Annotated in this window: 17 protein-coding genes; 5 read left to right on the forward strand and 12 right to left on the reverse strand. The window is 64.0% G+C overall.

What is annotated here, in order from left to right; all coding sequences use genetic code 11:
• Nucleotides 1–372 precede the first annotated feature (372 nt).
• Nucleotides 373–1,794, forward strand: a complete 1,422-nt coding sequence (locus tag AC07P1_RS32095; RefSeq protein WP_494699653.1) for an OmpP1/FadL family transporter — start codon at nucleotides 373–375, stop codon at nucleotides 1,792–1,794.
• Nucleotides 1,795–2,028: 234 nt separating this feature from the next.
• On the opposite strand, the gene AC07P1_RS32100 is transcribed toward AC07P1_RS32095, so the two are convergent.
• Both AC07P1_RS32100 and AC07P1_RS32105 read right to left on the reverse strand, forming a co-directional pair.
• Complete coding sequence (locus AC07P1_RS32100) at nucleotides 2,029–2,274, reverse strand: hypothetical protein (RefSeq protein ID WP_494699654.1); 246 nt, start codon at nucleotides 2,272–2,274, stop codon at nucleotides 2,029–2,031.
• 76 nt (nucleotides 2,275–2,350) lie between these two features.
• The gene (locus AC07P1_RS32105) at nucleotides 2,351–3,757 is read right to left on the reverse strand and encodes an L-cystine transporter (RefSeq protein WP_494699655.1); all 1,407 of its coding nucleotides are present in this window, start codon (nucleotides 3,755–3,757) and stop codon (nucleotides 2,351–2,353) included.
• A 276-nt stretch (nucleotides 3,758–4,033) separates the two neighbouring features.
• On the opposite strand from AC07P1_RS32105, the gene AC07P1_RS32110 reads away from it, so the two are divergent.
• On the forward strand, nucleotides 4,034–5,737 hold the full coding sequence (locus AC07P1_RS32110; RefSeq protein WP_494699656.1) for a methyl-accepting chemotaxis protein: 1,704 nt from the start codon (nucleotides 4,034–4,036) through the stop codon (nucleotides 5,735–5,737).
• Here the strand turns inward: AC07P1_RS32110 and AC07P1_RS32115 are convergent.
• From AC07P1_RS32115 to AC07P1_RS32145, 7 genes are all read right to left on the reverse strand, one after another.
• The gene (locus tag AC07P1_RS32115) at nucleotides 5,734–7,101 is read right to left on the reverse strand and encodes a sensor histidine kinase (protein WP_494699657.1); all 1,368 of its coding nucleotides are present in this window, start codon (nucleotides 7,099–7,101) and stop codon (nucleotides 5,734–5,736) included. The two genes, AC07P1_RS32110 and AC07P1_RS32115, sit on opposite strands and share 4 nt — an antisense overlap.
• Nucleotides 7,098–8,513, reverse strand: a complete 1,416-nt coding sequence (locus tag AC07P1_RS32120) for a sigma-54-dependent transcriptional regulator (RefSeq protein WP_494699658.1) — start codon at nucleotides 8,511–8,513, stop codon at nucleotides 7,098–7,100. The genes AC07P1_RS32115 and AC07P1_RS32120 overlap by 4 nt, the downstream gene beginning before the upstream one ends.
• Nucleotides 8,514–8,528: 15 nt before the next feature.
• Nucleotides 8,529–9,728: an ABC transporter permease gene (locus AC07P1_RS32125; protein ID WP_494699659.1), complete on the reverse strand. Its 1,200-nt coding sequence runs from the start codon at nucleotides 9,726–9,728 to the stop codon at nucleotides 8,529–8,531.
• Nucleotides 9,728–10,966 carry an ABC transporter permease gene (locus tag AC07P1_RS32130; RefSeq protein WP_363503525.1) on the reverse strand — a complete coding sequence of 413 codons (1,239 nt, stop codon included), beginning with the start codon at nucleotides 10,964–10,966 and terminating at the stop codon, nucleotides 9,728–9,730. Before AC07P1_RS32130 ends, AC07P1_RS32125 begins: the two co-directional genes overlap by 1 nt.
• A 9-nt stretch (nucleotides 10,967–10,975) precedes the next feature.
• Nucleotides 10,976–11,638, reverse strand: a complete 663-nt coding sequence (locus tag AC07P1_RS32135; protein ID WP_330923233.1) for an ABC transporter ATP-binding protein — start codon at nucleotides 11,636–11,638, stop codon at nucleotides 10,976–10,978.
• A gap of 33 nt (nucleotides 11,639–11,671) precedes the next feature.
• Nucleotides 11,672–12,916 (reverse strand): efflux RND transporter periplasmic adaptor subunit, encoded by a 1,245-nt coding sequence (locus tag AC07P1_RS32140; RefSeq protein ID WP_494699660.1) that lies wholly within the window; start codon nucleotides 12,914–12,916, stop codon nucleotides 11,672–11,674.
• Between the two features lie 293 nt (nucleotides 12,917–13,209).
• A complete protein-coding gene (locus AC07P1_RS32145) occupies nucleotides 13,210–13,782 on the reverse strand; it encodes a GNAT family N-acetyltransferase (protein WP_494699661.1) in 573 nt (190 codons plus the stop codon).
• A gap of 92 nt (nucleotides 13,783–13,874) precedes the next feature.
• Here AC07P1_RS32145 and AC07P1_RS32150 point away from each other — a divergent pair, with 92 nt between their 5' ends.
• A complete protein-coding gene (locus AC07P1_RS32150; protein WP_494699662.1) occupies nucleotides 13,875–14,660 on the forward strand; it encodes a transporter in 786 nt (261 codons plus the stop codon).
• Nucleotides 14,661–14,672: 12 nt separating this feature from the next.
• Nucleotides 14,673–16,217, forward strand: a complete 1,545-nt coding sequence (locus tag AC07P1_RS32155; RefSeq protein ID WP_494699663.1) for a methyl-accepting chemotaxis protein — start codon at nucleotides 14,673–14,675, stop codon at nucleotides 16,215–16,217.
• 3 nt (nucleotides 16,218–16,220) lie between these two features.
• On the opposite strand, the gene AC07P1_RS32160 is transcribed toward AC07P1_RS32155, so the two are convergent.
• Nucleotides 16,221–16,826, reverse strand: coding sequence for a PEP-CTERM sorting domain-containing protein (locus AC07P1_RS32160; RefSeq protein WP_494699664.1), 606 nt, complete (start codon nucleotides 16,824–16,826; stop codon nucleotides 16,221–16,223).
• A gap of 65 nt (nucleotides 16,827–16,891) precedes the next feature.
• Entirely contained in the window at nucleotides 16,892–19,135 is a 2,244-nt protein-coding gene (locus AC07P1_RS32165) for a phosphocholine-specific phospholipase C (RefSeq protein ID WP_494699665.1), read from the reverse strand.
• Nucleotides 19,136–19,398: 263 nt separating this feature from the next.
• Between AC07P1_RS32165 and AC07P1_RS32170 the strand changes: the two genes are divergently transcribed.
• The gene (locus tag AC07P1_RS32170) at nucleotides 19,399–20,559 is read left to right on the forward strand and encodes a DUF418 domain-containing protein (RefSeq protein ID WP_494699666.1); all 1,161 of its coding nucleotides are present in this window, start codon (nucleotides 19,399–19,401) and stop codon (nucleotides 20,557–20,559) included.
• A gap of 65 nt (nucleotides 20,560–20,624) precedes the next feature.
• On the opposite strand, the gene AC07P1_RS32175 is transcribed toward AC07P1_RS32170, so the two are convergent.
• Nucleotides 20,625–21,233, reverse strand: coding sequence for an IMPACT family protein (locus AC07P1_RS32175; RefSeq protein ID WP_494699694.1), 609 nt, complete (start codon nucleotides 21,231–21,233; stop codon nucleotides 20,625–20,627).
• Between the last annotated feature and the right edge of the window lie 43 nt (nucleotides 21,234–21,276).

The raw sequence follows: 21,276 nt of genomic DNA on the forward strand, positions 1-21,276 counted from the left end.
CCGCCTGGCCGCATCTACATCTTCATTATCCAATGGAGATGCGGTACGCTCAATATACGAGGTCCGACATTCGGACACGGGCTCCGCCGTAAAGGCACCTTGCGGACAAGTTCGTGTCCGAATGTCGGCACTGACCCCCCGGGGGTGGAAAAGGGCTTTTGGCCCTTTTTTTACGTCTGGAATGCAGAGCAAGCGCTCGGTTTCAAGGTGAAAATTAGTGTTTGCCCTCTAGTAACACACCTTTTGGTAAAGTTTATAAATGTAGTAAGCTGCTGGCCTTCCAGCACCAAATCCGGCCTCATCGGTTTGATTTGCTGCCGGACCAGAAGAAAACCTGGCGCAAAGTCGCCGACTACAATGAGAGACTCCACCATGCAACGCAAGCATCTTCCCCTGATTATCGCCGCCGCCCTGAGCCTGATGACCACCGGCGCCAGCGCTTCCGGCTACCGTTTCGGTTCGCAGAGCGTGGCCGCCCAAGGCACCGCCGACGCCAGCGGCGCCGAAGCCAACGACGCTTCGACCATTTTCTACAACCCGGCCGGCATGTCGCGCCTGGAAGGCACGCAGATCAGCGCCGGCGCCACCGTCGTGGTGCCGCATTCGACCTATACCGACACCGGCTCGACCCGCTTCACCGGTACGCGCACCGGCGGCACCCAGGCCTCCGGCTACGCGCCGGACGCGGTGGCCGCGCCGTCGCTGTACGCGACCAAGAAGCTCAACGATCAGTGGACCGTGGGCCTGGGCCTGTTCGTGCCGTATGGCGCCAAGCTGGACTACGGCAGCACCTGGAACGGCCGCTACGCGCTGACCGACGTGCTGGTGGAGGCGATCACGCTCAATCCGTCGGTGTCGTTCAAACTGAACCAGCATCATTCGTTCGGCTTCGGTATCGACGCGGAACACATGAAGGCCGAACTGGGCCAGGCCGTCGACGTGCCGGGCACCATCGCCGCGCTGCGCACGCCGGCCAACGCCGCGCAAGGCGCCGCGCTGATCCGTCAGATCACCGCGCTGGGCGGCAACCCGGCCCTGCTGGCCACCGCCGGCGACGGCCGTGGCGAGAACGAAGTCAAGGATTGGGGCTTCGGCTTCAACCTGGGTTATCTGTTCACCCTGGACGAAAATACCCGCTTCGGCTTGAGCTATCGCTCGTCGATCAGCCACAATATGCGCGGCAGCACCCGCTGGGATTTCTCGAAATCGACCACCGATCCGGTCGTCAACGGCGTCTTGGCGACCGCGTCGCACCGCGCGAACTCGGCGGCGCTGGTGTCGCTGCGCACGCCGGACACCTTGTCGGCCAACGTCTTCCACCAGTTCGATTCGAAGTGGGCCGGTATGGCCGACGTGACCTGGTCGCGTCATAACCGCCTGGGCAACCTGGACATCGAGTTCCCTGGCACCGTCGAGGGCGCCGAGGTAATCCGCCAGCAATGGAAGAACACGGTGCGCGTGGCGGTGGGCGGCAATTATGTCTACAACGAAAACGTGACCTTGCGCGCCGGTGTGGCGTTCGACGAATCGCCGGTGCAAAACGCCGAACTGCGCCACCCGGCGCTGCCGGACAGCGACCGCATGCAGTATTCGCTGGGCATGAACTGGAAGCTGGACGCGCGCTCGTCGATCGATCTGGCGTACAGCTATGTGGACTTCAAGGATGCGCAGGTGAATTACACGAACCTGTGCAATACCTTGTCGCGCACCTGCACCGGTAATGGCGAGACCACGCGCGGTACGTACAATACGCACCTGTCCTTGATCGGTGTTTCGTACAATTACAAGTTCTAAAAACGCGTAGGGCGGATTCGGCGCAATGTGGTGATGGGCTGTGCTTGAGCCGTTGGCGGCGCGCGCATGGCGGATTACGCGCTGCGCGCTCTCAAGTCCTCCGGCAGGAGGACGCTCGTTCGATGGGCTCCCGGCGGATTGGCGGGCCTGGCCCGCTAATCCGCCCTACGTGATTTAACTCGCTGCGAATGTCGCGCGCAGGAAAGGGCCTCTCATGGCCCTTTTTTTTATGTCCTATTGGCCGGGGGGCTTGGTGTCGGTACTACCCGTGCCGCTGCCGGTGGCGGGCGGCGTGGTGGTGTCGGGCGCGGGAGTGGGCGCGGGAGTCGGTGTGGTCGACGGCGTTGACGGCGTCGTGCTCTCCGGTGTGGGCGCGGGGGTTTGTGGCTGGTCGGCAGGGCGCTTGTTGCAGCCCGCCAGCAGCGCGACCGCGAAGGCCGCGCCCAACACTACGCTGGTTGTCTTATGCAGGGAAGTCATCATTCTTTCCTTTCAAAAAAAGGTCAGGGAAAAAATTAGACAGCGCCCGTGCCCGGGCGGTTCCCGCTATTTTGAGTCAGGCTGTCTTGCGCTCGCTGTCGCTGTCGATCGGCAGGTCGGCGTCGCTGTTGAAGACGGCGAGGTCGGTCTCTCCCAGCACCCGGCTGGTGACGGTGCCGGCGGTGATCGAGCCGCTGACGTTGAGCGCGGTGCGGCCCATGTCGATCAGCGGTTCGATCGAGATCAGCAGCCCGGCCAGCGCGACCGGCAGGTTCATCGACGACAGCACGATCAGCGCGGCGAACGTGGCGCCTCCGCCGACCCCGGCCACGCCCACCGAGCCGATGGTGATGATGGCCAGCAGCGGCAGGATGAAGTGCGCGGTGAACGGGTCGATGCCGACGGTCGGGGCGATCATCACCGCCAGCATGGCCGGGTAGATGCCGGCGCAGCCGTTCTGGCCGATGGTGGCGCCGAACGAGGCGGCGAAGTTGGCGATGCCTTCCGACGTCCCCAGGCGCAGCGTCTGCGTCTGCACGCTCATCGGGATGGCGCCGGCGCTGCTGCGCGAGGTGAAGGCGAAGGTCAGCACCGGCAGGATTTTCTTGACGAAGCGGATCGGATTGAGTCCGGCGGCGGTGACGATCAGCAGGTGCACCAGGAACATCAGCAACAGCGCGCTATACGAGGCCAGCACGAAGTCGATCAGGTGCAGGATGTCGGTGTAGCTGGAGGTCGACACCACCTGCGCCATCAGCGCGAACACGCCGTACGGCGTCAGCCGCAGCACCAGGGTGACGATGCGCATGACGATGGCGTGGGCGACCTTGATGAAGTTGTCGAAGGAGGCGAAGATGTCCGGCTTCTTGTCGTGGATGCCGGTGGCGGCGATGCCGATGAAGACGGCGAAAACCACCACCGCGATGGTCGAGGTTTTGCGCGCGCCGGTCAGGTCCAGGAAGGGATTGGCGGGAATGAAACTGAGCAGCATGCTCGGCAGCGAGATCGCCTGCGCCGCTTCGACCTTGCCTTGCAGGTAAACGCCGCGCGCGATGTCGGCCGCCGAGGCGGTCAGGCCCACGGCCGTCAGGCTGAACAGCTTGGCCATCAGGATGCCGATGCCGGCGGCGATCAGGGTGGTGGCCATCAGGGTGCCGATGGTCAGCGCGCTGATCTTGCTGAGCGAATCCATGCCCTTTAATTTGAGGATGGCGGCGATGATGGAGACCATGATCAGCGGCATGATGATCATTTGCAGCAGCTTGACGTAGCCCGAGCCGACGATGTCGAGGTACTCGCCGGTGGTTTTCAGTTCGGCCGAGCCGGCGCCGTAGATGGCCTGCAGCGCCGCGCCCAGCACGATGCCCAGCCCCATGCCGGTGAACACGCGCACCGAAAAGGACGCGTGCTTGCGCTGCTGCGCGTACAGCACACCCAGCAAAACCAGCGCCGCCAGCAGATTGAATATTACGTTGATAGCCATTGCCTACCCTTTGCCACGAATTAAGACCACAAGTTAAACAAATCATCCGACACCACACATACGCCCCGCCTAAGCGGGAAAAAGGTCACCGGTCGGCCATTTTATATGCGTTGACTGATATAAACGAGCCCGCCATCGCTCATATAACGAATATTTAGCTATATGGCTATTTGGTTTTTGCATAAAGAAGGTTGTTGCGTGTCTGCATCGTTTCTCATCACTATCGCAAGGGTGGGGGTACAATCAATTTAGTTTCCGCCACTCCTGGAGCGTCGCATGGCACTCAACAGCATGAAAGTCGGTACCCGGCTCAGTCTGGGTTTTGGTCTGGTCCTGACGTTGCTGCTGCTTATAGCCGCGCTCGGCGTGTTCAATATGAGCACGATCCATGCCAAGCTCGACGAGATCGTCAACGAGAATGTGGTCAAGAGCGAGATGGTCGAGCACATGTCGGAGTCCGTGCACATCGCCGCGCGGGTGTCGCACGCGGTGGTGCTGCTGCACGACGACAACGCCATCCGCACCGAGATGGTCAAGTTGGAAAAGGCCCGCGCCGCCTATGCCAAGGCGGTCGAGCAGTTGGCGAAGATGCCCATGACAGCCAAGGAGGCGGCCGTGAGCGACCGCATCGCGGCGCTGGCCCAAGCGGCGCGCCCCCTCAACGACAAAGCGTTCGCGCTGGCGCTGGCGCACAAGGATGACGAGGCCGTCGCCGTGGTGCTGACGCAGGCCGCCCCGGCAACCCAGCAATGGCAGGACGCCATGGACGACTATGCGGCCCTGCACCGGGAAGACAGCCACGAGCATGTCGCCGAGGCCAGCAAGTCCTACGCGCGGGCGTGGATGGCGATGCTGGTGTTGTGCGGCCTCGCCATAGCGATCGGCGTGGGCGCCGCCGTGACCATCGGCCGTTCGCTGCTGCGGCAGTTGGGCGGCGAGCCGGCTTACGCGGCCGAGATCGCCGGACGCATCGCCGCCGGCGACCTGACCATGGCGGTCGACACCAGGGCCGGCGACCAGCACAGCATGCTGCACGCGATGAAGCTGATGCGCGATTCGCTGGCCGGCATCGTCGCCGAGGTGCGCAGCGGCACGGAAACCATCGCCACGGCCTCGACCCAGATCGCCACCGGCAACCAGGACTTGTCCTCGCGCACCGAGGAGCAGGCCAGCGCGCTGGAGGAAACGGCTTCGTCGATGGAGCAGCTGACCAGCGCGGTACGCCAGAACAATGAGAACGCGCGCCAGGCCAACCAGCTGGCGCACGCCGCGTCCGAGGTGGCGCAGAAGGGCGGGCTAGCCGTGTCGGAAGTGGTCGGCACGATGGGCGCGATCAACGCGTCGTCGCGCAAGATCGTCGACATCATTTCCGTCATCGACGGCATCGCCTTCCAGACCAACATCCTGGCGCTGAACGCCGCCGTGGAAGCGGCCCGCGCCGGCGAGCAGGGCAGGGGCTTCGCGGTGGTGGCGTCCGAGGTGCGCAACCTGGCGCAGCGCTCGGCGACCGCCGCCAAGGAAATCAAGGAGTTGATCGGCGACTCGGTCGAGAAGGTCGAGATCGGCAGCCGCCAGGTCGAGCAGGCCGGGCTGACGATGAGCGAGGTGGTGACGAGCGTGCAGCGGGTGACGACGATCATGGCCGACATCTCCAACGCCGGCGACGAGCAAAGCCTGGGCATCGAGCAGATCAACAAGGCCGTCATCGAGATGGACGGGGTGACGCAGCAGAACGCGGCATTGGTGGAGCAGGCCGCCGCCGCGGCCGAAGCCTTGCAGCAGCAGGCGGTCAATCTGGAGCGGGTGGTGAGCGTGTTCCGCGTCGACGGCGCCGGTGTGCCGGCGAAGAGGGCATCGCCGGCGATGGCGGTGGCGCACAAAACCACATTGATGAAGCCGTCCAAGCCGCTGCCGCGCCTGCGCGCAGCCGCTTCCGCCCCGGCCCCGGCCCCGGCCGGCGCCGAGTGGGAAGAGTTTTAACGCAGCAAAATATCAAACCGCGTAGTCCCGTCTCCGGTGGCCGCCAGCCGATAAGCAAACCCGTGCCGATTCATCACCTCGCGCACGAACAGCAAGCCTATCCCCTGGCCGCCCTTCTTGGTCGTGAAAAATGGCGTGAACAACTGCCGCGCCGGCACCTTGCCCAGCAGGTTGCCCGAATCGGTCACCGATAGGCGCACGCCATCCGCCTCGTTCACCAGCGCGAACTCGATAAACCGCTCGCCAAGCGCCGCTTCCTCCACCGCCTCCATCGCGTTCTTGACCACGTTCAGCAGCGCCTGCTCGATCAAATGCCGGTCCAGCCCCACGGCCGGCACCTCGTCGCAGCACGCCCAGCCGATGCGGATGCCACGGGCGCGGCACGGCTCGCGGTACAGATACAGGATGTCGTCCATGATGTCGCGCACGGCGTTGGGGCGCAGCTCCGGCGCCGGCATCTTGACCACGCGCGTAAAGCGCTCGATGAACTCGCCCAGGCTGACATTGCGCCGCTTGACGGCGACGATGGCGGTGCTGAAGTCGTCCCCATCGCGCTCGTTGAGCTGGCCACGGTAGTACAGCAGCGAATCGAGCACCGAGCCGGTGGCGGCGACCGTGTTGTTGACCTCGTGCGCGAGAACGCGGATCAGCTTGTCGTAGGTGTCCTTCTCCGAGCTCTCCAGTTCCTCGGTCAACTCCTCGATCAACAGAAAATGGCGGGCGAAGCCGCGATCGTAAAAATGGCCGCGCTGGGCCCGGTAGCGGCGGCCGTCCGCGTCGGTCAGCAACTGGCTATCGCCCAGCGGCAGCAGGTCGAGCTGGGCCAGCAGGGCGGGGGAGCGGGCGCCGGCAGGCGCGCCCGCGCCCGCGCCTGCCGGGGCATCGCCGGCCAGCCACGCCCGCAGCGGCTTGCCCTTGGCGTCGTCCAGCCCCAGCAATGCTTGCGCGCTGGCGTTGAGCAGGCTGATACGCCCGTCGAAGTCGAACACGATCACCGCGCTGGGCGTGGCCTCCAGCAGGCGGTCGAGAAAACCTTGCTGCTCGCCGATCTCCAGCCGCTCCTGATAGAGCCGGCCCAGCATGGTGTTGAACAAGACGATCAGTTCGTTCAGCTCGCGGTTGGCGCTGTGTTGCAGGCGCGACGCATATTGCTGGTCCTGCAGCAGGTCATGGAAGTGGCGCGTGTAGCCGAGCGGTTCGAGCGCGCGGCGTACGAGGCGCACGCCCAGCATAAAGCTCAGCAGTAAAGCCGCCTCCAGGGCGATCATCAGCCACGGCGAGGCGCGCAACAGCGCCACCGTTACGCCAACGAACAGCAGGTGGATGGCGATCAGGTAGGCATACAGCCGATAGGGCAAGCTCATGGAAGGGACTCGCCGTCCGGGACGCCGCCCAAGCCATGGCGCTCCAGCCGGCGGTATAGCGCGGTGCGGCTCAGGCCCAGCGCCTTGGCCACGCGCGAGATGTTGCCCTGGTGCTGGTCGAGCGCGTGCGCGATCATGTGCCGCTCGACCTGCTCCAACGTCATGCCGTCGACCCGCAGCGCGGCGCGCGATCCGCCCGGCGCGCCATCGTTCTGTTCGGCGGCGATGAAATCGGCCTGCCGCAACTCGCTGCGGCCCACCAGCAGCAGCGTGCGCTCCAGGGTTTGCTTGAGCTGGCGGATGTTGCCGGGCCACGCTTGCGCGCCGAGCCAGTCCAGCGCCTGCGGCGCGATCGTCGCCGGCCCCAGTCCATAGCTGGCCGACACCTCGCCGATGATATGCCGCGCCAGCAGGGCGATGTCGCTGCGGCGCTCGCGCAGTGGCGGTAGCCGTATCGTGATCAGGTTCAGGCGGTAGAACAAATCCTCGCGGAACTCGCCGCTGGCGACCAGCTCGGCCAGCTCGCGGTTGGTGGCCGACACCACGCGGATGTCGGCGCGCTCGGTGCGGCTGGCGCCGACGGGCTGGTAGGTCTGGTCTTGCAGCACGCGCAGCAGCTTGACCTGGTCGGAGCGGTTCAGCTCGCCGATCTCGTCGAGGAACAGGGTGCCTTCGTGCGCGCTGGCGACATGGCCTTTGCGGTCGGTCTTGGCATCGGTGAAGGCGCCGCGCACGTGGCCGAACATCTCGCTCTCGAACAGCGACGGCGTGATCGCGCCCATGTTGATCTTGACGATGGGACGCGCCGCGCGCGGGCTGTTGCGGTGCAGGGCGTCGGCGATCAACTCCTTGCCGCTGCCGCTCTCGCCCAGGATCAGCACCGGCGCGCGGGTGGCGGCCACCTGGCCGATGGTGGCCAGCACCTTGAGCAGGCGGGGATGTTCGCCGACGATGCCGCTGAAATCGAACTGCTGGTCGAGCGCCTGGCGCGACGCGGCGGCCTGTGGCGGCGAGGCGGCCGGGCCCGCCGTTTCCAGGGTCGCGCGGATCAGCGCGATCAGTTGCGGGTTGTCCCACGGTTTGGTGAAGAAATTGGCGGCGCCGGCCTGCACGCCGCGCACCGCCAGCGCGATCGATCCCCACGCCGTCATCAGCAGCACCGGCAGGGCGGGGCGGGCCCGCTTGATGTCGGCCAATAGTCTCAGGCCTTCCTCGCCGCTGGTGTGCAGCGAGAAGTTCATGTCCTGCAGCACCAGATCGACCGGTTGTTGCGCCAGGGTGGACAGCGCCTGCGGCGGGTCGTCGCAGCAGACGGCGTCGAAGCCGGACTGCTTGAGCAGCAACGCCAGCGACACCTGGACCGCGCCGTCGTCGTCGACAATTAATATGCGTTGCTTACGGGATGATTCCATCGACATTAAACAGCCTTATTCATAATGCAGCGCCTGGGTCGGACTGAGGCGCGCGGCGCGCCAGCCCGGGTAGAGCGAACAGAGCAAGGATAGCAGATAGATCACAGCGGCCGATAGCGCCGCCGCCGTCAAAAACACCGGCCAGTTCAGGCTGTCGCCGAACGCGCCGGTCAGCGGCAGTTGCACCAGCAGCACCAGCGCGACCATTATCGCCCCCGTGCTCAGCAGCATTTGCTCGGCGATGATCTGCCGGTAGATGTGGCCGGCGTCGGCGCCCAGCGCGCGCCGCAGGCCGATCTCGGGAATGCGCTGGGTGGTGTTTTGCCACAGCACGCCGAACAGGCCGAAGGCGACCATCACCAGCAGGAAGGCGGCGATCACCGACATGATCACCAGCGGCAGCATCTGCAGTTTCTGCATCGTTTTGCGCGACTCGCTCAGCGGGCTGATGACGAACGACCAGTCGTTGTGCTCGCGCTTGAGGCGGGCGCTGAGACGGGCCTCGAACGCGCGCGGCGTGCCCGGCTTGAGCCTTAGCATGATGATCATGGGCGGGTCCTCGCTGACGCCGGGAACAAAGCGCGGCAGCACGACATTGACCGGGTCCATGTATTCGCCGTTCGTGCGGTACTGCTCGACCACCGCGCTGACGCGGTAGCGCTGCGGCTTGCCGATTGCCATGCCTTCGGCGTCGATGAACACCTGGCCGACCGCCGGGATGCCGGGGAATAGTTTGTCGGCCAGCAGGCGGTTGATCACGACCGGCGTTGTGTCGGCGCCGTCGTCGGCTTTGGAGAACCAGCGGCCCTGCGCCGGCGTCATTTGCATGGCGTCGAAAAAGTCGTCGGTGCTGCCCATGCTGTCGGACTCGACGCGGTTGCTGCCGTCCGGCAGCGAAAAAAAGCCCATCCTGCGTGACATCTCGTACGGCGCCACCGCGGTGAAGGCGACCTTTTCGACCTCCGGCAGATCGAGCAGGGCGCGCTTGAGCGCGTCGTACATGGCGGCGTCGCTGGGGAGGCGCTGGGCGTTGCGGATGACGACCGACCACTGGTCGCGCCAGCCGAAGCCGGTCGGCATCTGTTGCAGCTGATAATTGCGCACGGCGAAAGCGGCGATGGCGAACACCACCATGAAGGCCAGCAGAATTTCCAGGCTCAGCATCATGTTGCGCGATTTGCGCTTCCAGATCAGTTTGAGGAGATGGTGCAGCATCAGGTATTTCCTTTCAGCGCGCGGACCGGGTCCAGGCGCGACATTTTCCAGGCGGGGATGACCCCCGACAGCACGCCGAACACCAGCGTGAGCAGCAGCCCGTAGCCGAACACCGCCAGGTTGAGTTCGACCTTGAGATAGGGGATCAGGCCGGAACCTTCGAGCCACGACAGCGCGCCGGCGGCGCACACCAGGCCGATCGCGCCGCCGATCAGGCATAGCAGCACGTTCTCCAGCACCAGCTGCGCCACCAGTTGGCGGCTGGTGGCGCCGAAGGCCTTGCGCACGCCGATCTCGCTGCCGCGCTCCATGATGCGCCCGACATTGAGGTTGATCAGGTTGAGCGCCGGCAGCGCCATGAACAGCAGCATCAGCACCACGATGCCGGCGACGAATTTGCCCACGCCGGCGTCCTCGGCGGTGCTGCTCGTCAAGGTCCGGGCGAACAGTTCGAGCTTGGAGTCACCCCAGAACTGCGTCACATTGTATTGGTTCGGATCGTCATAGCGCACCGTCTTGGCGATGCGCACGATGTCGCGCTTGATGGCCGGCAGATCGGCCGCCGTGCGCGCCAGGATCATCAGGGTAAAGCTGCCGAATTCCTGGCTCTTGTAATCGGTGGAGGCCAGCGTGGTGGTCGGAACCCAGGCGTCGGCATAGGCGTTCACTTGCAGCGCATCCTCGACCACGCCGATGACGGTGAACGTCTGGCCGTCCATCAGGATTTTCTGGTTCAGGTAAGGCTGGCCGGGGAACAGCTTGCGCGCCGTCGACAGGTTGAGCACGGCGACGAAGCGTCCCTGTTCGACATCGTCGGCGCTGATGACCCGTCCCGCCACGACGCGGAAATCAAGTATGCGCCAATACTCGGCGTCGGTTCGCCGCAGTTGCACGTCGCTGACCCTGCCGGCCTGGTACACCGCCACCGCTTGCGGAAACATCGATGCCGACACCGCCTCGACGCCTTTCATGGGCTTGAGGTATCGCTCGATGATCTTGTAACCGAAAAAACCCCTGAACTGACCGTTCCGGTCGGTGTGACCCGACTGCATCATGACCATTTGCACGAAGCGGTCGCTCCTGCCCTCGACGCCGGTGGGGTAGAAGGTGTTTTGCAGCAGCGCGCTGACCACCATCAGCACCACCAGGGTCAGCACGATGCACAGCAGGTTGATCGCCGTGAACAGCTTGCGGCGCATGAAGACCTTCCACGCCGTCAGCAGATAATTTCTGAACATGCGGCCCCCTTAAGCGACCAGCTGGCCGTCGAACACGCGCACGATGCGGCCGGCCATCTTCGCCTCCTGCTCGTTGTGGGTGACCATGATGACGGTGGTCCCCTCGCTGTGCAGCTTGAGCAGGATGTCCATCACCTCTTGTCCCATCTTGCTGTCGAGGTTGCCGGTGGGTTCGTCGGCCAGCAACACCTGCGGCTGGCCGACGATGGCGCGGGCGATCGCCACGCGCTGCTGCTGGCCGCCGGAGAGCTGGTTGGGGTAGTGGTCCATGCGGGCGCCCAGGCCGACCTTTTCCAGCGCCTCGCGCGCCAGCCGCTGGCGCTTCTTGGTCGAGATATTGCGGTACAACAGCGGTAGCTCGACGTTGTCGATCACGCGCAGGTCGTTGATCAGGTGGAAACTCTGGAAGATGAAGCCGAAGGTCTGGTTGCGCAGCTTGGCGACATACTTGTCCTTGTACGAGGCCACCGGCGTGCCGGCGACGTGGATGGCGCCGCTGCCGGGATGGTCCAGCAGGCCGATGAGGTTGAGCAGGGTGCTCTTGCCGCAGCCGCTGGGGCCCATGATGCAGACGAATTCCGCCTTCTCGACATGCAGGTCGATGTCTTTCAGGGCCAGGGTTTCGACCTTGTCGGTCTGGTAGGTTTTGCTGACGTTTTGCAGACGAATCATGTTGGGCCTTTCTCTCTCTAAATTAGTGGACGCTTAGTTGACACGGATACTGTCGCGTTCCTTGTAGTTGCGGGTGTCTGAAATGATGACGTGGTCGCCGGCGCGGGCGCCGGCCCGGATCTCGACGTTCTTGCCGTCGCTGGCGCCGATGTCGAGCGTGGTTTTGCGGGCCACGCCGTCGCGCACGACGAAGATGTCCTGCGGGCCGCGGCCGTTGAAGGCGGGGCCGCTGTCGGCCAGCAGGACGTTCTTTTTTTGCTCGGTGACGATGTTGACTTCGACGCGCAGCTTGTTGCGCAGCATCGCGTGGTGCGGGTCGGCCAGGGTCACCAGCAGCTTGACGGTGCCGTTCTGGATTTCCGGCAGGATGGTGTGGACTTCGCCCTTGAGCTTGACGTTGCCCTGTTCGACCAGCACCGGCTGGCCGGCGCTGAGCGCGCGCGCATGGAAGTCGGACAGCGAAGCCTCGACCTTGTAGTTGTTCAGTTCGGACACCCTGGCCACCAGCTGGCCGGTGGCCAGGCTGGCGCCCTCGTCGGCCAGCAGGAAGGTCAGCATGCCGGCGAACGGCGCGCGCACCTGGGTTTGCGCCAGCAGTTGCTGTTGCTCGTACAATTGTTTTTGCAGGATGCTCTTTTGCAGCCGCGCGCCTTCGATGTTGCTGGAGGTGACGCGCTTGCTGTCCTCGATTTGTTCGCGCTTTTGCCGCAGCTGGATCTCGTTGCGCTGGACGTTGAGCTCGGCCGTGAGCAGATCCTCGGCCGAGACGCCGCCGGCCTTGCGCAAGGTCTGGTAGCGGCCCAACCGCACGCGCGTCGCCTGCAGGTCGAGCTCCAGCAACTCGATGGCGCTCAGCAGTTCCTTGCGTTTCTGTTCCAGCTCCAGGGTCAGCGCCAGGACGCGGTTTTCCTGTTGCGCCAGCTGTTCCTTGAGGCTGTCGATGGCCAGCAGCACGGTGCGGTTGTCCAGTTCCAGCAGCAGCTCGCCGGCCTGTACTTGCTGGCCGAGCTTGGCCTGGACCTTGGACACGCGGGTCTGGATCGGGCTGGCGACCAGCGCTTCGTGGATGGGGATGACGATGCCGGAGGCGTTGATGGTATTGGCGATATCGCCGACGCGGACCTCGGCGATGCTGACGCCGCCGGCCTCCACGCTGGGACTGACGGCGCGGTTGATACCCCAGGCGCCGACGCACAGCGTGGCCAGCAACGCGGCGATGGCGAGCAGGGTCTTGCGGCGGCGGCCGGCGATGATTTTGGGGTTGAGGGCCTGGTCCATGTTGATGCGTCGGCGAAGGTTGTGTTCCCCTCACTATTGCAATCGCCGTGCCACCGGGTTGGTTTTTGATTAAGCCATATAAATCAATGCGGTAGCGATGGCTGCGGGATCGCGGGCGCAGGACCGGTTGCCCGGCTTCGCCCACCATCGTCCGGAAACGGACACCTCAGGCCGCGTTCCCTGAACCGCTAAAGCCTCTAATACCTCTAAAACACGTAGGGCGGATTAGGCGGGACGTCGTAATCGGCCACTCTATGAGCCGTCGCGACGCATGCATGGCCGATTACGCTGCGCTAATCCGCCCTACGTGGCCATGACGTCGCGGCCGGGTCAAGGCGCTTGCTCATGCCGCTGTACGAGAAACGCTGGCCGTCGATGTCGAACATGCCATCGATCTCGCCGGTTTTGTGGAAGCCGTTGCGCAGGTAGAGATTGATGGCGGGGGTGTTGCAGGACAGCACCTGCAAGTCTATCCATTCGAGCCGCGCGGACTGAAGCGCCCACGATTGCGCATGCGCGATCAGGCGGCCGCCCAGGCCGGCTTTGCGCTGGCCGCGATCGACGCCCATGCCCAGCAGGCAGCGGTGGGCGGCGTAGCGTTCCGCGTGGGCGCGCAGATCGACGTGGCCGGCGATGCCTGCGTCGGCGTCGCGCGCCACCCACACGCGGCGCCAGCCGGGCGCGCCCACGCCGACGCCCATGCCGGTCTTGAACGCTTCCGCCTTGTCGGCGGGGAAGCGCGAATCGTCGCGCGACAGCGGCTGGAAGTAGCCGGTGCCGTCGCGGCCGTTGTCCGACAAATGGTCGTTCAGATAGACGAGGAAAAGATCGAAATCTTCGGGGGCGAGTTGCTCGATTAAAGTCATATGGGAAATGTGTTCCTGTGGAAATTTACCAACCGTTGATCTAAATCAATGTGTTACGGTGGTGTCCAGAACATCGTCGTCGGAGAAGGGCCATGGCTATCAAAAATATTGTTGTCGTACTGCTTATGTTGCCCGCGCTCGGACTGGCGGCGGAGGATGAAATCGCCACCGACCGGCCCGATTTCGTCGAGTCCAGCAACGTTGTCGGCAAGGGGCGCTTCCAGATCGAAACCAGCCTCGCCGGCGATCGCAACAAGGCCGACGGCATCAAGGACAAAGCATACGCGACACCGACCCTGTTGCGCTACGGCGTCAGCGAGGATTGGGAGGTGCGGCTGGAAACTGCCGGCCGCATCCGCGCGACGTCGACCGACACCGCCAGCGGTGCCCGCTTCACCGAAAGCGGCTACGGCGACGTTTCGCTCGGCGTCAAATGGCACGTCGCCGACGAGCAGGACGCGCGGCCGTCGGTCGGCCTGCTGGCCCACGTGGACCTGGACAGCGGCTCGGCGCCTTTCCGCGCCCAAGGCAAGGGCGCTTCCCTGCGGCTGGTGGCCGAATGGGAGCTCCCCAACGACTTCTCGCTGGGCATGATGCCCGGCGTCGCATCGCAGGTCAACGACGACGGCGACCGCTACACCGGCGGCATCTTCGGCATTGTGATCGGCAAAGGGTGGACCGATGAGTTCCGCAGCTTTGTCGAGTATTCGTCCGAGCAGATCGCCCATGTGCGCGATGGCGGGACGTCCAGCAGCCTCAACGCCGGCGTGGCCTACCTGTTGACCAAGACCGTGCAACTCGACACCGCGCTGTCGCGCGGCCTCAATAGCCGGACGCCGGATTGGGGCTGGACCATCGGCCTTTCCATGAAGTTTTAAGCAGGGGTTATTATGCGGTTGACGATCAGACAGCGCTTGCTGTTATCGAATGTGGTCACGCTGGCCTTTGTCAGCCTGGTTGGCATAGTCGGTTATGTGGCCGTACAGGTACTTGACGGGGCGATCCACGCCATCAGCACCAACAGCGCGGCGATGAAGGATCAGTTGCAGGCCGATATGATGCACGACGCCCTGCGCGCCGATGTGCTGGCCGCGCGCATCGCCTCCGAGAAGAACGATCCGGCCGAGATCAAGGGCGTGCGCGAAGACCTGGCCGAGCATATGGCCCTGTTCCGCAGTGGCATCAAGGATATGGAGGCGGCCGACATCGATGACGAGGTGCGCGCCGCCATCGCGACGGTGCGGCCCGACGTCGAACGCTACCTGAAAAACACCGAGGAAATGGTCGAGCTGTCGCTGACCAACAAGGACGCCGCGCAGGCCAAGTTCGCCGGCTTCATGGACAGCTTCCGGGTGCTGGAAAAGAGCATGTCGACGCTGAGCGACCTGATTGAGAAGAATTCGGAGTCGGCCAAGCTGGTCGGCGACAGCGCCGTGGCCAACTCGCGCTACCAGATCATCGGCTTCTCGCTGCTGGCGGTGGTGGTGGCGCTGGTGATCGGCCAGATCATCACCCGATCCATCATGCAGCCGCTGAACGAGGCGGTCGGCTTCGCGGAGAACGTGTCGAAGGGGGATTTGTCCGGCAGCATGACGCTTGACGCGGCCGACATCTCGGAAACGGGCTTGCTCAAGCGGGCGCTGGCCAATATGAACGCCAGCCTGCATACGATCGTCGGCCAGGTGCGCAGCGGCACCGACGCCATCGCCCTGGCGTCGAGCGAAATCGCCTCCGGCAATATGGACCTGTCGTCGCGCACCGAGTCGCAGGCCAGCTCCCTCGAGGAGACGGCCTCGTCGATGGAGGAATTGACGTCGGCGGTGAAGCAAAATTCCAGCAACGCGGGGCAGGCCAACGACCTGGCGTCGTCGGCGGCCCAGGTCGCCAGCAAGGGTGGCGCGGTCATGACGCAGGTGGTCGAGACGATGGGCGCGATCAACGCCTCGTCGCAAAAGATCGTCGACATCATCGGCGTGATCGAGGGAATCGCCTTCCAGACCAATATCCTGGCGTTGAACGCGGCCGTGGAAGCGGCGCGCGCGGGCGAGCAGGGCCGTGGCTTCGCGGTGGTCGCCTCCGAGGTGCGCAGTCTGGCGCATCGGTCCGATTCTGCCGCCAAGGAGATCAAGCAGTTGATCGACGCGTCGGTCGCGCAGGTGGGGGCGGGCAGCGTGCTGGTCGGCCAGGCCGGCGGCACGATGGACGAGATCGTCACCGGCATCAGCCGCGTCAACACCATCGTCGGCGAGATCGCCACCGCCAGCCGCGAGCAGGAATTGGGGATCGAGCAGATCAATCAAGCGATCGGCAGCATCGACAGCACCACGCAGCAAAACGCCGCGCTGGTGGAGCAGGCCGCAGCGGCGGCCGGCGCCTTGCAGGCGCAGGCCGACCAGCTGGCCGAAGCGGTCAAAGTCTTCCGACTCTCCCGCTAAAAATTACCGAGGAAGCACGCCAACCCCGCGCCCGGACCGGCGCAGCCGCACCGCGCCGATGAGTCCCAGCCCGGCCAGCATCAGCGCCATAGAGCCTGCTTCAGGCACCGCCGACGCGCTTTGGAAGCTCAAGTCGTCCATCACATAAGATCCTTGAAAGCCGCTCGACACAACGATAGCGTCGATAGCGCCGTGCCAGCCGGCGGCCAGGTAGGCCGGCGTGTCCGACAGTTGCAGCAGTGCGGAGCTGGCGACCAGTTGATTTCCGCTATACAAATCAAAGCGCACGCTGCTATCGCTGAAACCCGAGAACCAGGCGCCGTTGAAGACGGTCGGCGCCAGGAAGCGAATGGTGCTCGCGACCGGGCCGCCGTCGATCCAGTCCGTTGTCACCCTGCCGTTGCCGGAATGCGGGGTGAAGGGCGCCTGCTCGCCGGTGAACACCGACAGGCCGGAGGCCGACCAGTCCAGTCCACCGTAGTTGTCGGGCACGTGGGCGTAGCCGTCGGGACCGACGATGTCGTCGAAAGTAAGCACGCCTGCCGAGGCGACGGAGCCGCACAGCGCGATGGCGGCGCTGAAGGCCAATTTACGGATGATGGAATGCATGAGTGTCCTGTTGAAGTAAATTGAAAAAAAAGCGGCGGCCGGCCGCGCCGGCCGCTTGCCTGTGCTTAAGCCTGGCCCAGGGCCGGGTCGCTGATCGTGTGCCGGCCGGTCTCGACGCGGCCGGCGAAGCGCCGCAGGTAGTCCGGCTGGCCCGACACCGTGGCGCTGAAGTCATACCAACAGCCGTTCGCCGTCACCGGAATGCGCACCACCAGTTCGGTGCGTGGCGCTACCGTGTGGAGCTGCCTGAGCGGCGCGTAGGCGTTGGCGTTCAGGTTGAACGTGCAGGCGCTGGCGCCGGCGTTGACGAGGCGGACCACCAGCTCCGCCGTGGCCGCGTCGCAGCGCACCTGCACGTCCGGGCGCGGCTGGCCCGCCGCGACGGCGCGCAGCGCGCTGCCGGTGAAGTGGCGGTGGTAGCCGTTCGGCCCCAGTACCCACAGGTCGTAGGCGCCGCCGACCGCGGGCGTCCAGGCATCCGACAGCGATTTGCCCGGCTCGACGGTGTAACGGCGCGGCACGGCGGCCAGGTCCTTGCGGTCGTAGACATGGAAGACGGCGGCCTGGCGGCCGGTATTGAAGAAGCCCAGGGCGACGCGCACGGCGTTCATCGTGGCGCCGGGCTGCACCTCGCAGGTGGTCGCCAGCTCGTAGGGCAGCGCGCGCGACGGCCGGGTGCCGGCGGCCTGCACGGGCATGCTCGGTGCGGCGGGCGGCCGGATCTGCGACAGCCGCTGCTGCGCGGCGCGCAGGGCGTCGGCCTGGCTTTTGTTCTTTTTCCCGGCGAGCTGCGGCAGCGCCTCGGAATTGGGCGTGGCAAAGTTGAACGCGCTCGTCAAATCGCCGCAGACGGCACGGCGGAACGGGCTGATGTTGGGCTCCTGCACGCCGAAACGCGCTTCCAGGAAGCGCAGCACCGACGTGTGGTCGTAGACCTGGGAGTTGACCCAGCCGCCACGGCTCCAGGGCGAAATCACGAACAGCGGCACCCGTGGGCCCGGGCCGTAGACGCGGCCGTCCGCAGCCGGCTGCCCCGTGCTGCCGGCCGGTTTCCCGTGGGTGTAGTACTCGGGCGAAAGCTGGGCTTGCGACAGCGTGGTCTTGCCGGCGTAGCCGCCCTTGCCATCGGGCGAGGGGGCGGACGGCGAGGGCGCATGGTCGAAGTAGCCGTCGTTCTCGTCGTAGGTGACGATCAGTACGGTCTTGCTCCAGACCTCGGGATTGGCCGTCAATGCGTCCAGGACTTCCTGCACGAACCACGCGCCCTGGACCGGGCTGGACGGGCCGGGATGCTCGCAGTAAATCGACGGCGCGTTTACCCACGATACCTGCGGCAGCTTGCCTTCGCGGATGTCGCGCTTGAACGCATCCAGGTACTGCTCGGGCTGGGTACCCGGCAGGGTGTTGGCGACACCCTTGTACAGCGGGTTGTTGGCGTTGTCGGTCGCCGCATCGTAGGCGTGATAGGGCAGTGCCTGGCCGGTGTTGGTGTAGGGCCGGCCGGGCGAGCCGCCGCTGGAGACGGGATAGCCCGAGGCGATGTTGGCGCGCCGGAATTGCCGGAACGCGCCCAGCATATTGTCGCCCCATTCATCCGGCATGTTTTGGTAGCTCATCCAGCGCACGCCGGCGGTTTCCAGACGTTCCGCGTAGGTGGTCCAGGTGTAGCCGGTGTCGACGCCGCCGAGCAGGCCGTCGATGGCGTCCCACTCGTTGCTGACGAAGGCGGTGCCGGTCGGCACCGCGCCATTGGTGCCGGTCAGGAAGAACGAGCGGTTCGCGTCGGTACCCGTGTGCATCGCGCAGTGGTAGGCGTCGCACAAGGTGAACGCATTGGCCAGCGCGAACTGGAACGGCAGCTCGGCTTCCTTGAAAAAGCCCATCGAAATCGGATTCTTGTAGCGCGGCCACTGGTCCATGCGGCCGTTGTCCCAGGCCAGCTGGCTGTCGAGCCAGTCGTGCGGCGTGCCGCTGGCGCGCTGTGCGTTGCCGGTGCTGCCATCCAGATGGAAAGGCGATATCACGTTGCCGTTCCCGGTGCGCTGTTGCCAGACGTTGCGGCCCTCCGGCAATGGGATGGGGAAACGGTCCCCGAAGCCGCGCACGCCGGAGAGCGTGCCGAAATAATGGTCGAACGCGCGGTTCTCCTGCATCAGGATCACCACATGCTCGACGTCCCGGATGGTGCCGGTCGCATTGTTGGCCGGGATGGCGAGCGCGCGCTGTATCGACGGCGGGAAGGCCGCGTAGGCGCCGGCAGCGATACCCGCGCGGGCACCGTTGAGGAGGAATTTGCGTCGTGAGGTCATAGAGTTCGTGTGAGGACGTTGAGGGACACGCGCCGGAGATGCGCGGTGGTTTGTTGTCTTCGTGTTACCAATTTGCTGTACGGCCCCGCTACTTTAGGTCGCAAGTGTGACGGCCGAATGACAGGGGATATGCGTGGCGGCTGGAGTTTTCCGGCGATCGGGCCTGCGAAATGCAGTGCCGCGCTCCCCGAAATCGCTTACTACTGGTACCGTTTCCATATAAACTTGGCATTCTGCTCATTTTGCCAAGGTAAATGGAACCGATGAACGCCACTTCTTCCCGTCTAGACGTGATCGATGCGCTGCGCGGCTTCGCCATCGTCTCGATCATGCTGCTCCATAACATCGAGCATTTCGACTTCTACTTCTCTCCAAGCGGCTTGCCCGAGTGGCTGAAAGTGGTCGACAAAATGATCTGGGACAGCATGTTTTTCCTGTTCGGCGGGAAGTCCTACGCCATCTTCGCCCTGCTATTCGGCATCACCTTTTATATTCAGTGGCATAGCCGCGAGCAGCGCGGCGAGGATTTTCGGCCCCGTTTCGCATGGCGCCTGGCGTTGCTGCTGGCATTCGGTCTGTTCAACTCCATGTTCTACCAGGGTGACATCCTGAGTTTTTACGCCGTGATGGGACTGGCGCTGATTCCGGTCGCGCGCCTGCGCAGCGGGACCGTGCTGGCCATCGCCGTGATACTGCTGCTGCAACCTTATGCATGGCTGGAGTTTTTCCAGGCGCTGCCAAATCCGGACGAGAAACTGGCCGATCCCGCATCGTGGGCTTATTTCGGCCGTACAGCTGAATATATGGCGAACGGTTCGGTCTTTGATGTGTGGTGGGGTAATCTGACCAACGGTAAAGTCGCGGCTTTGCGCTGGAGCTGGGAGAATGGACGTATGTTCCAGATACCGGCTTTGTTCATGCTGGGGATGCTCGCTGGTAGAAAAGGCGTATTCAAAACCTCGCCCGAAAATAAGGCGTTCTGGTTGCGGACGCTGGTTATCTCGGTACTGGTGTTTATTCCATTCTATCTGCTGAAATCCAATCCGGAATGGTGGATCGCAGGTCAGGCGATTCAACGCCCATTGCTGGTGATTGTCACGTCGTGGTCGAATGTGGCCTTTATGCTGGTGCTGGTGTCCGGCTTTGCGCTGCTGTTTTATTTCTGGCGATGGCTGGCATTCTTCTCGCCATTGGGAAAGATGAGCATGACCAGTTATATCGTGCAATCGATCGTCGGCACCTGGATTTATTATGGCTTCGGCTTGGGAATGTATCAATATACCGGCGCGAGTTATGCCTTGGCGATAGGGATAGCGCTGGCCCTGCTACAACGGCAGTTCAGCGTGTGGTGGCTGAAGAATCATCAGCAGGGACCGTTCGAAACTTTGTGGCATCGGGCCACCTGGGTGGGCGTTCCCAGGTAGAGCGTGCCAGTTATTGGCGCGAATATACCAAAATCGAGCTTGCGAGGGGCGGAAGACGGGTTTGCTTATTCGTGCCCCGCATCCTCGTCGGGATCGATCCAGAGGATACGACCATGGCCAGCTTCGTTAAGGCGGGCAATGAATGAATCGGAGGCGTCATCCGCCAGGCTGAATTCAAACCTGACGTCATCCGCGTGGGATACATTATCGAGGGTGGCGCCCACCATTTCGATTTCGCGCCGCATCATTCCTTCCATCGCATACGGCACGGTGCAGATTAAATGGCGTAGCTTGATAATCGCGATTTTCTCGGCGCCTAATAAAGCTTGCGCGACGCTGTCGGTATAAGCACGCACCAAACCGCCCGCCCCCAATTTAACGCCGCCGAAATAACGCACGACGGTGGCCAATACTCCCTCCAGATCCTGATGTCTTAATACATCCAGCATTGGCCTTCCGGCCGTTCCGCTGGGTTCACCGTCATCGACCGCCGCCGATTGACCGCCCGCCAATAATGCCCAGCAAACATGCGCGGCCTGCGGATGTCGCGTCCATAATTCCGCCACCACTTTTTGCGCGGCGGCCCGGTCCGTCATTGGCTGCACGCAGGCAATAAAGCGGCTTTTTTTAATCAGCAATTCATGCTGGACGGGGGCGATTATGGTTTGAGGCATTGCGGTGATTTGAGGGCTGGCCGGCGGTCGGAACCGCGTATGG

The organism is Duganella sp. GW821-FHT07F09, assembly GCF_059418705.1.

Excerpts from the sequence above, each read along its gene's own strand:
- AC07P1_RS32170 (WP_494699666.1), top strand. The coding sequence starts at position 19,399 with ATGAACGCCACTTCTTCCCGTCTAGACGTGATCGATGCGCTGCGCGGC.
- AC07P1_RS32135 (WP_330923233.1), bottom strand. The coding sequence starts at position 11,638 with ATGATTCGTCTGCAAAACGTCAGCAAAACCTACCAGACCGACAAGGTC.
- AC07P1_RS32120 (WP_494699658.1), bottom strand. The coding sequence starts at position 8,513 with ATGGAATCATCCCGTAAGCAACGCATATTAATTGTCGACGACGACGGC.
- AC07P1_RS32145 (WP_494699661.1), bottom strand. The coding sequence starts at position 13,782 with ATGACTTTAATCGAGCAACTCGCCCCCGAAGATTTCGATCTTTTCCTC.
- AC07P1_RS32160 (WP_494699664.1), bottom strand. The coding sequence starts at position 16,826 with ATGCATTCCATCATCCGTAAATTGGCCTTCAGCGCCGCCATCGCGCTG.
- AC07P1_RS32110 (WP_494699656.1), top strand. The coding sequence starts at position 4,034 with ATGGCACTCAACAGCATGAAAGTCGGTACCCGGCTCAGTCTGGGTTTT.
- AC07P1_RS32155 (WP_494699663.1), top strand. The coding sequence starts at position 14,673 with ATGCGGTTGACGATCAGACAGCGCTTGCTGTTATCGAATGTGGTCACG.
- AC07P1_RS32140 (WP_494699660.1), bottom strand. The coding sequence starts at position 12,916 with ATGGACCAGGCCCTCAACCCCAAAATCATCGCCGGCCGCCGCCGCAAG.
- AC07P1_RS32115 (WP_494699657.1), bottom strand. The coding sequence starts at position 7,101 with ATGAGCTTGCCCTATCGGCTGTATGCCTACCTGATCGCCATCCACCTG.
- AC07P1_RS32125 (WP_494699659.1), bottom strand. The coding sequence starts at position 9,728 with ATGCTGCACCATCTCCTCAAACTGATCTGGAAGCGCAAATCGCGCAAC.
- AC07P1_RS32130 (WP_363503525.1), bottom strand. The coding sequence starts at position 10,966 with ATGTTCAGAAATTATCTGCTGACGGCGTGGAAGGTCTTCATGCGCCGC.
- AC07P1_RS32165 (WP_494699665.1), bottom strand. The coding sequence starts at position 19,135 with ATGACCTCACGACGCAAATTCCTCCTCAACGGTGCCCGCGCGGGTATC.
- AC07P1_RS32105 (WP_494699655.1), bottom strand. The coding sequence starts at position 3,757 with ATGGCTATCAACGTAATATTCAATCTGCTGGCGGCGCTGGTTTTGCTG.
- AC07P1_RS32095 (WP_494699653.1), top strand. The coding sequence starts at position 373 with ATGCAACGCAAGCATCTTCCCCTGATTATCGCCGCCGCCCTGAGCCTG.
- AC07P1_RS32175 (WP_494699694.1), bottom strand. The coding sequence starts at position 21,233 with ATGCCTCAAACCATAATCGCCCCCGTCCAGCATGAATTGCTGATTAAA.
- AC07P1_RS32100 (WP_494699654.1), bottom strand. The coding sequence starts at position 2,274 with ATGACTTCCCTGCATAAGACAACCAGCGTAGTGTTGGGCGCGGCCTTC.
- AC07P1_RS32150 (WP_494699662.1), top strand. The coding sequence starts at position 13,875 with ATGGCTATCAAAAATATTGTTGTCGTACTGCTTATGTTGCCCGCGCTC.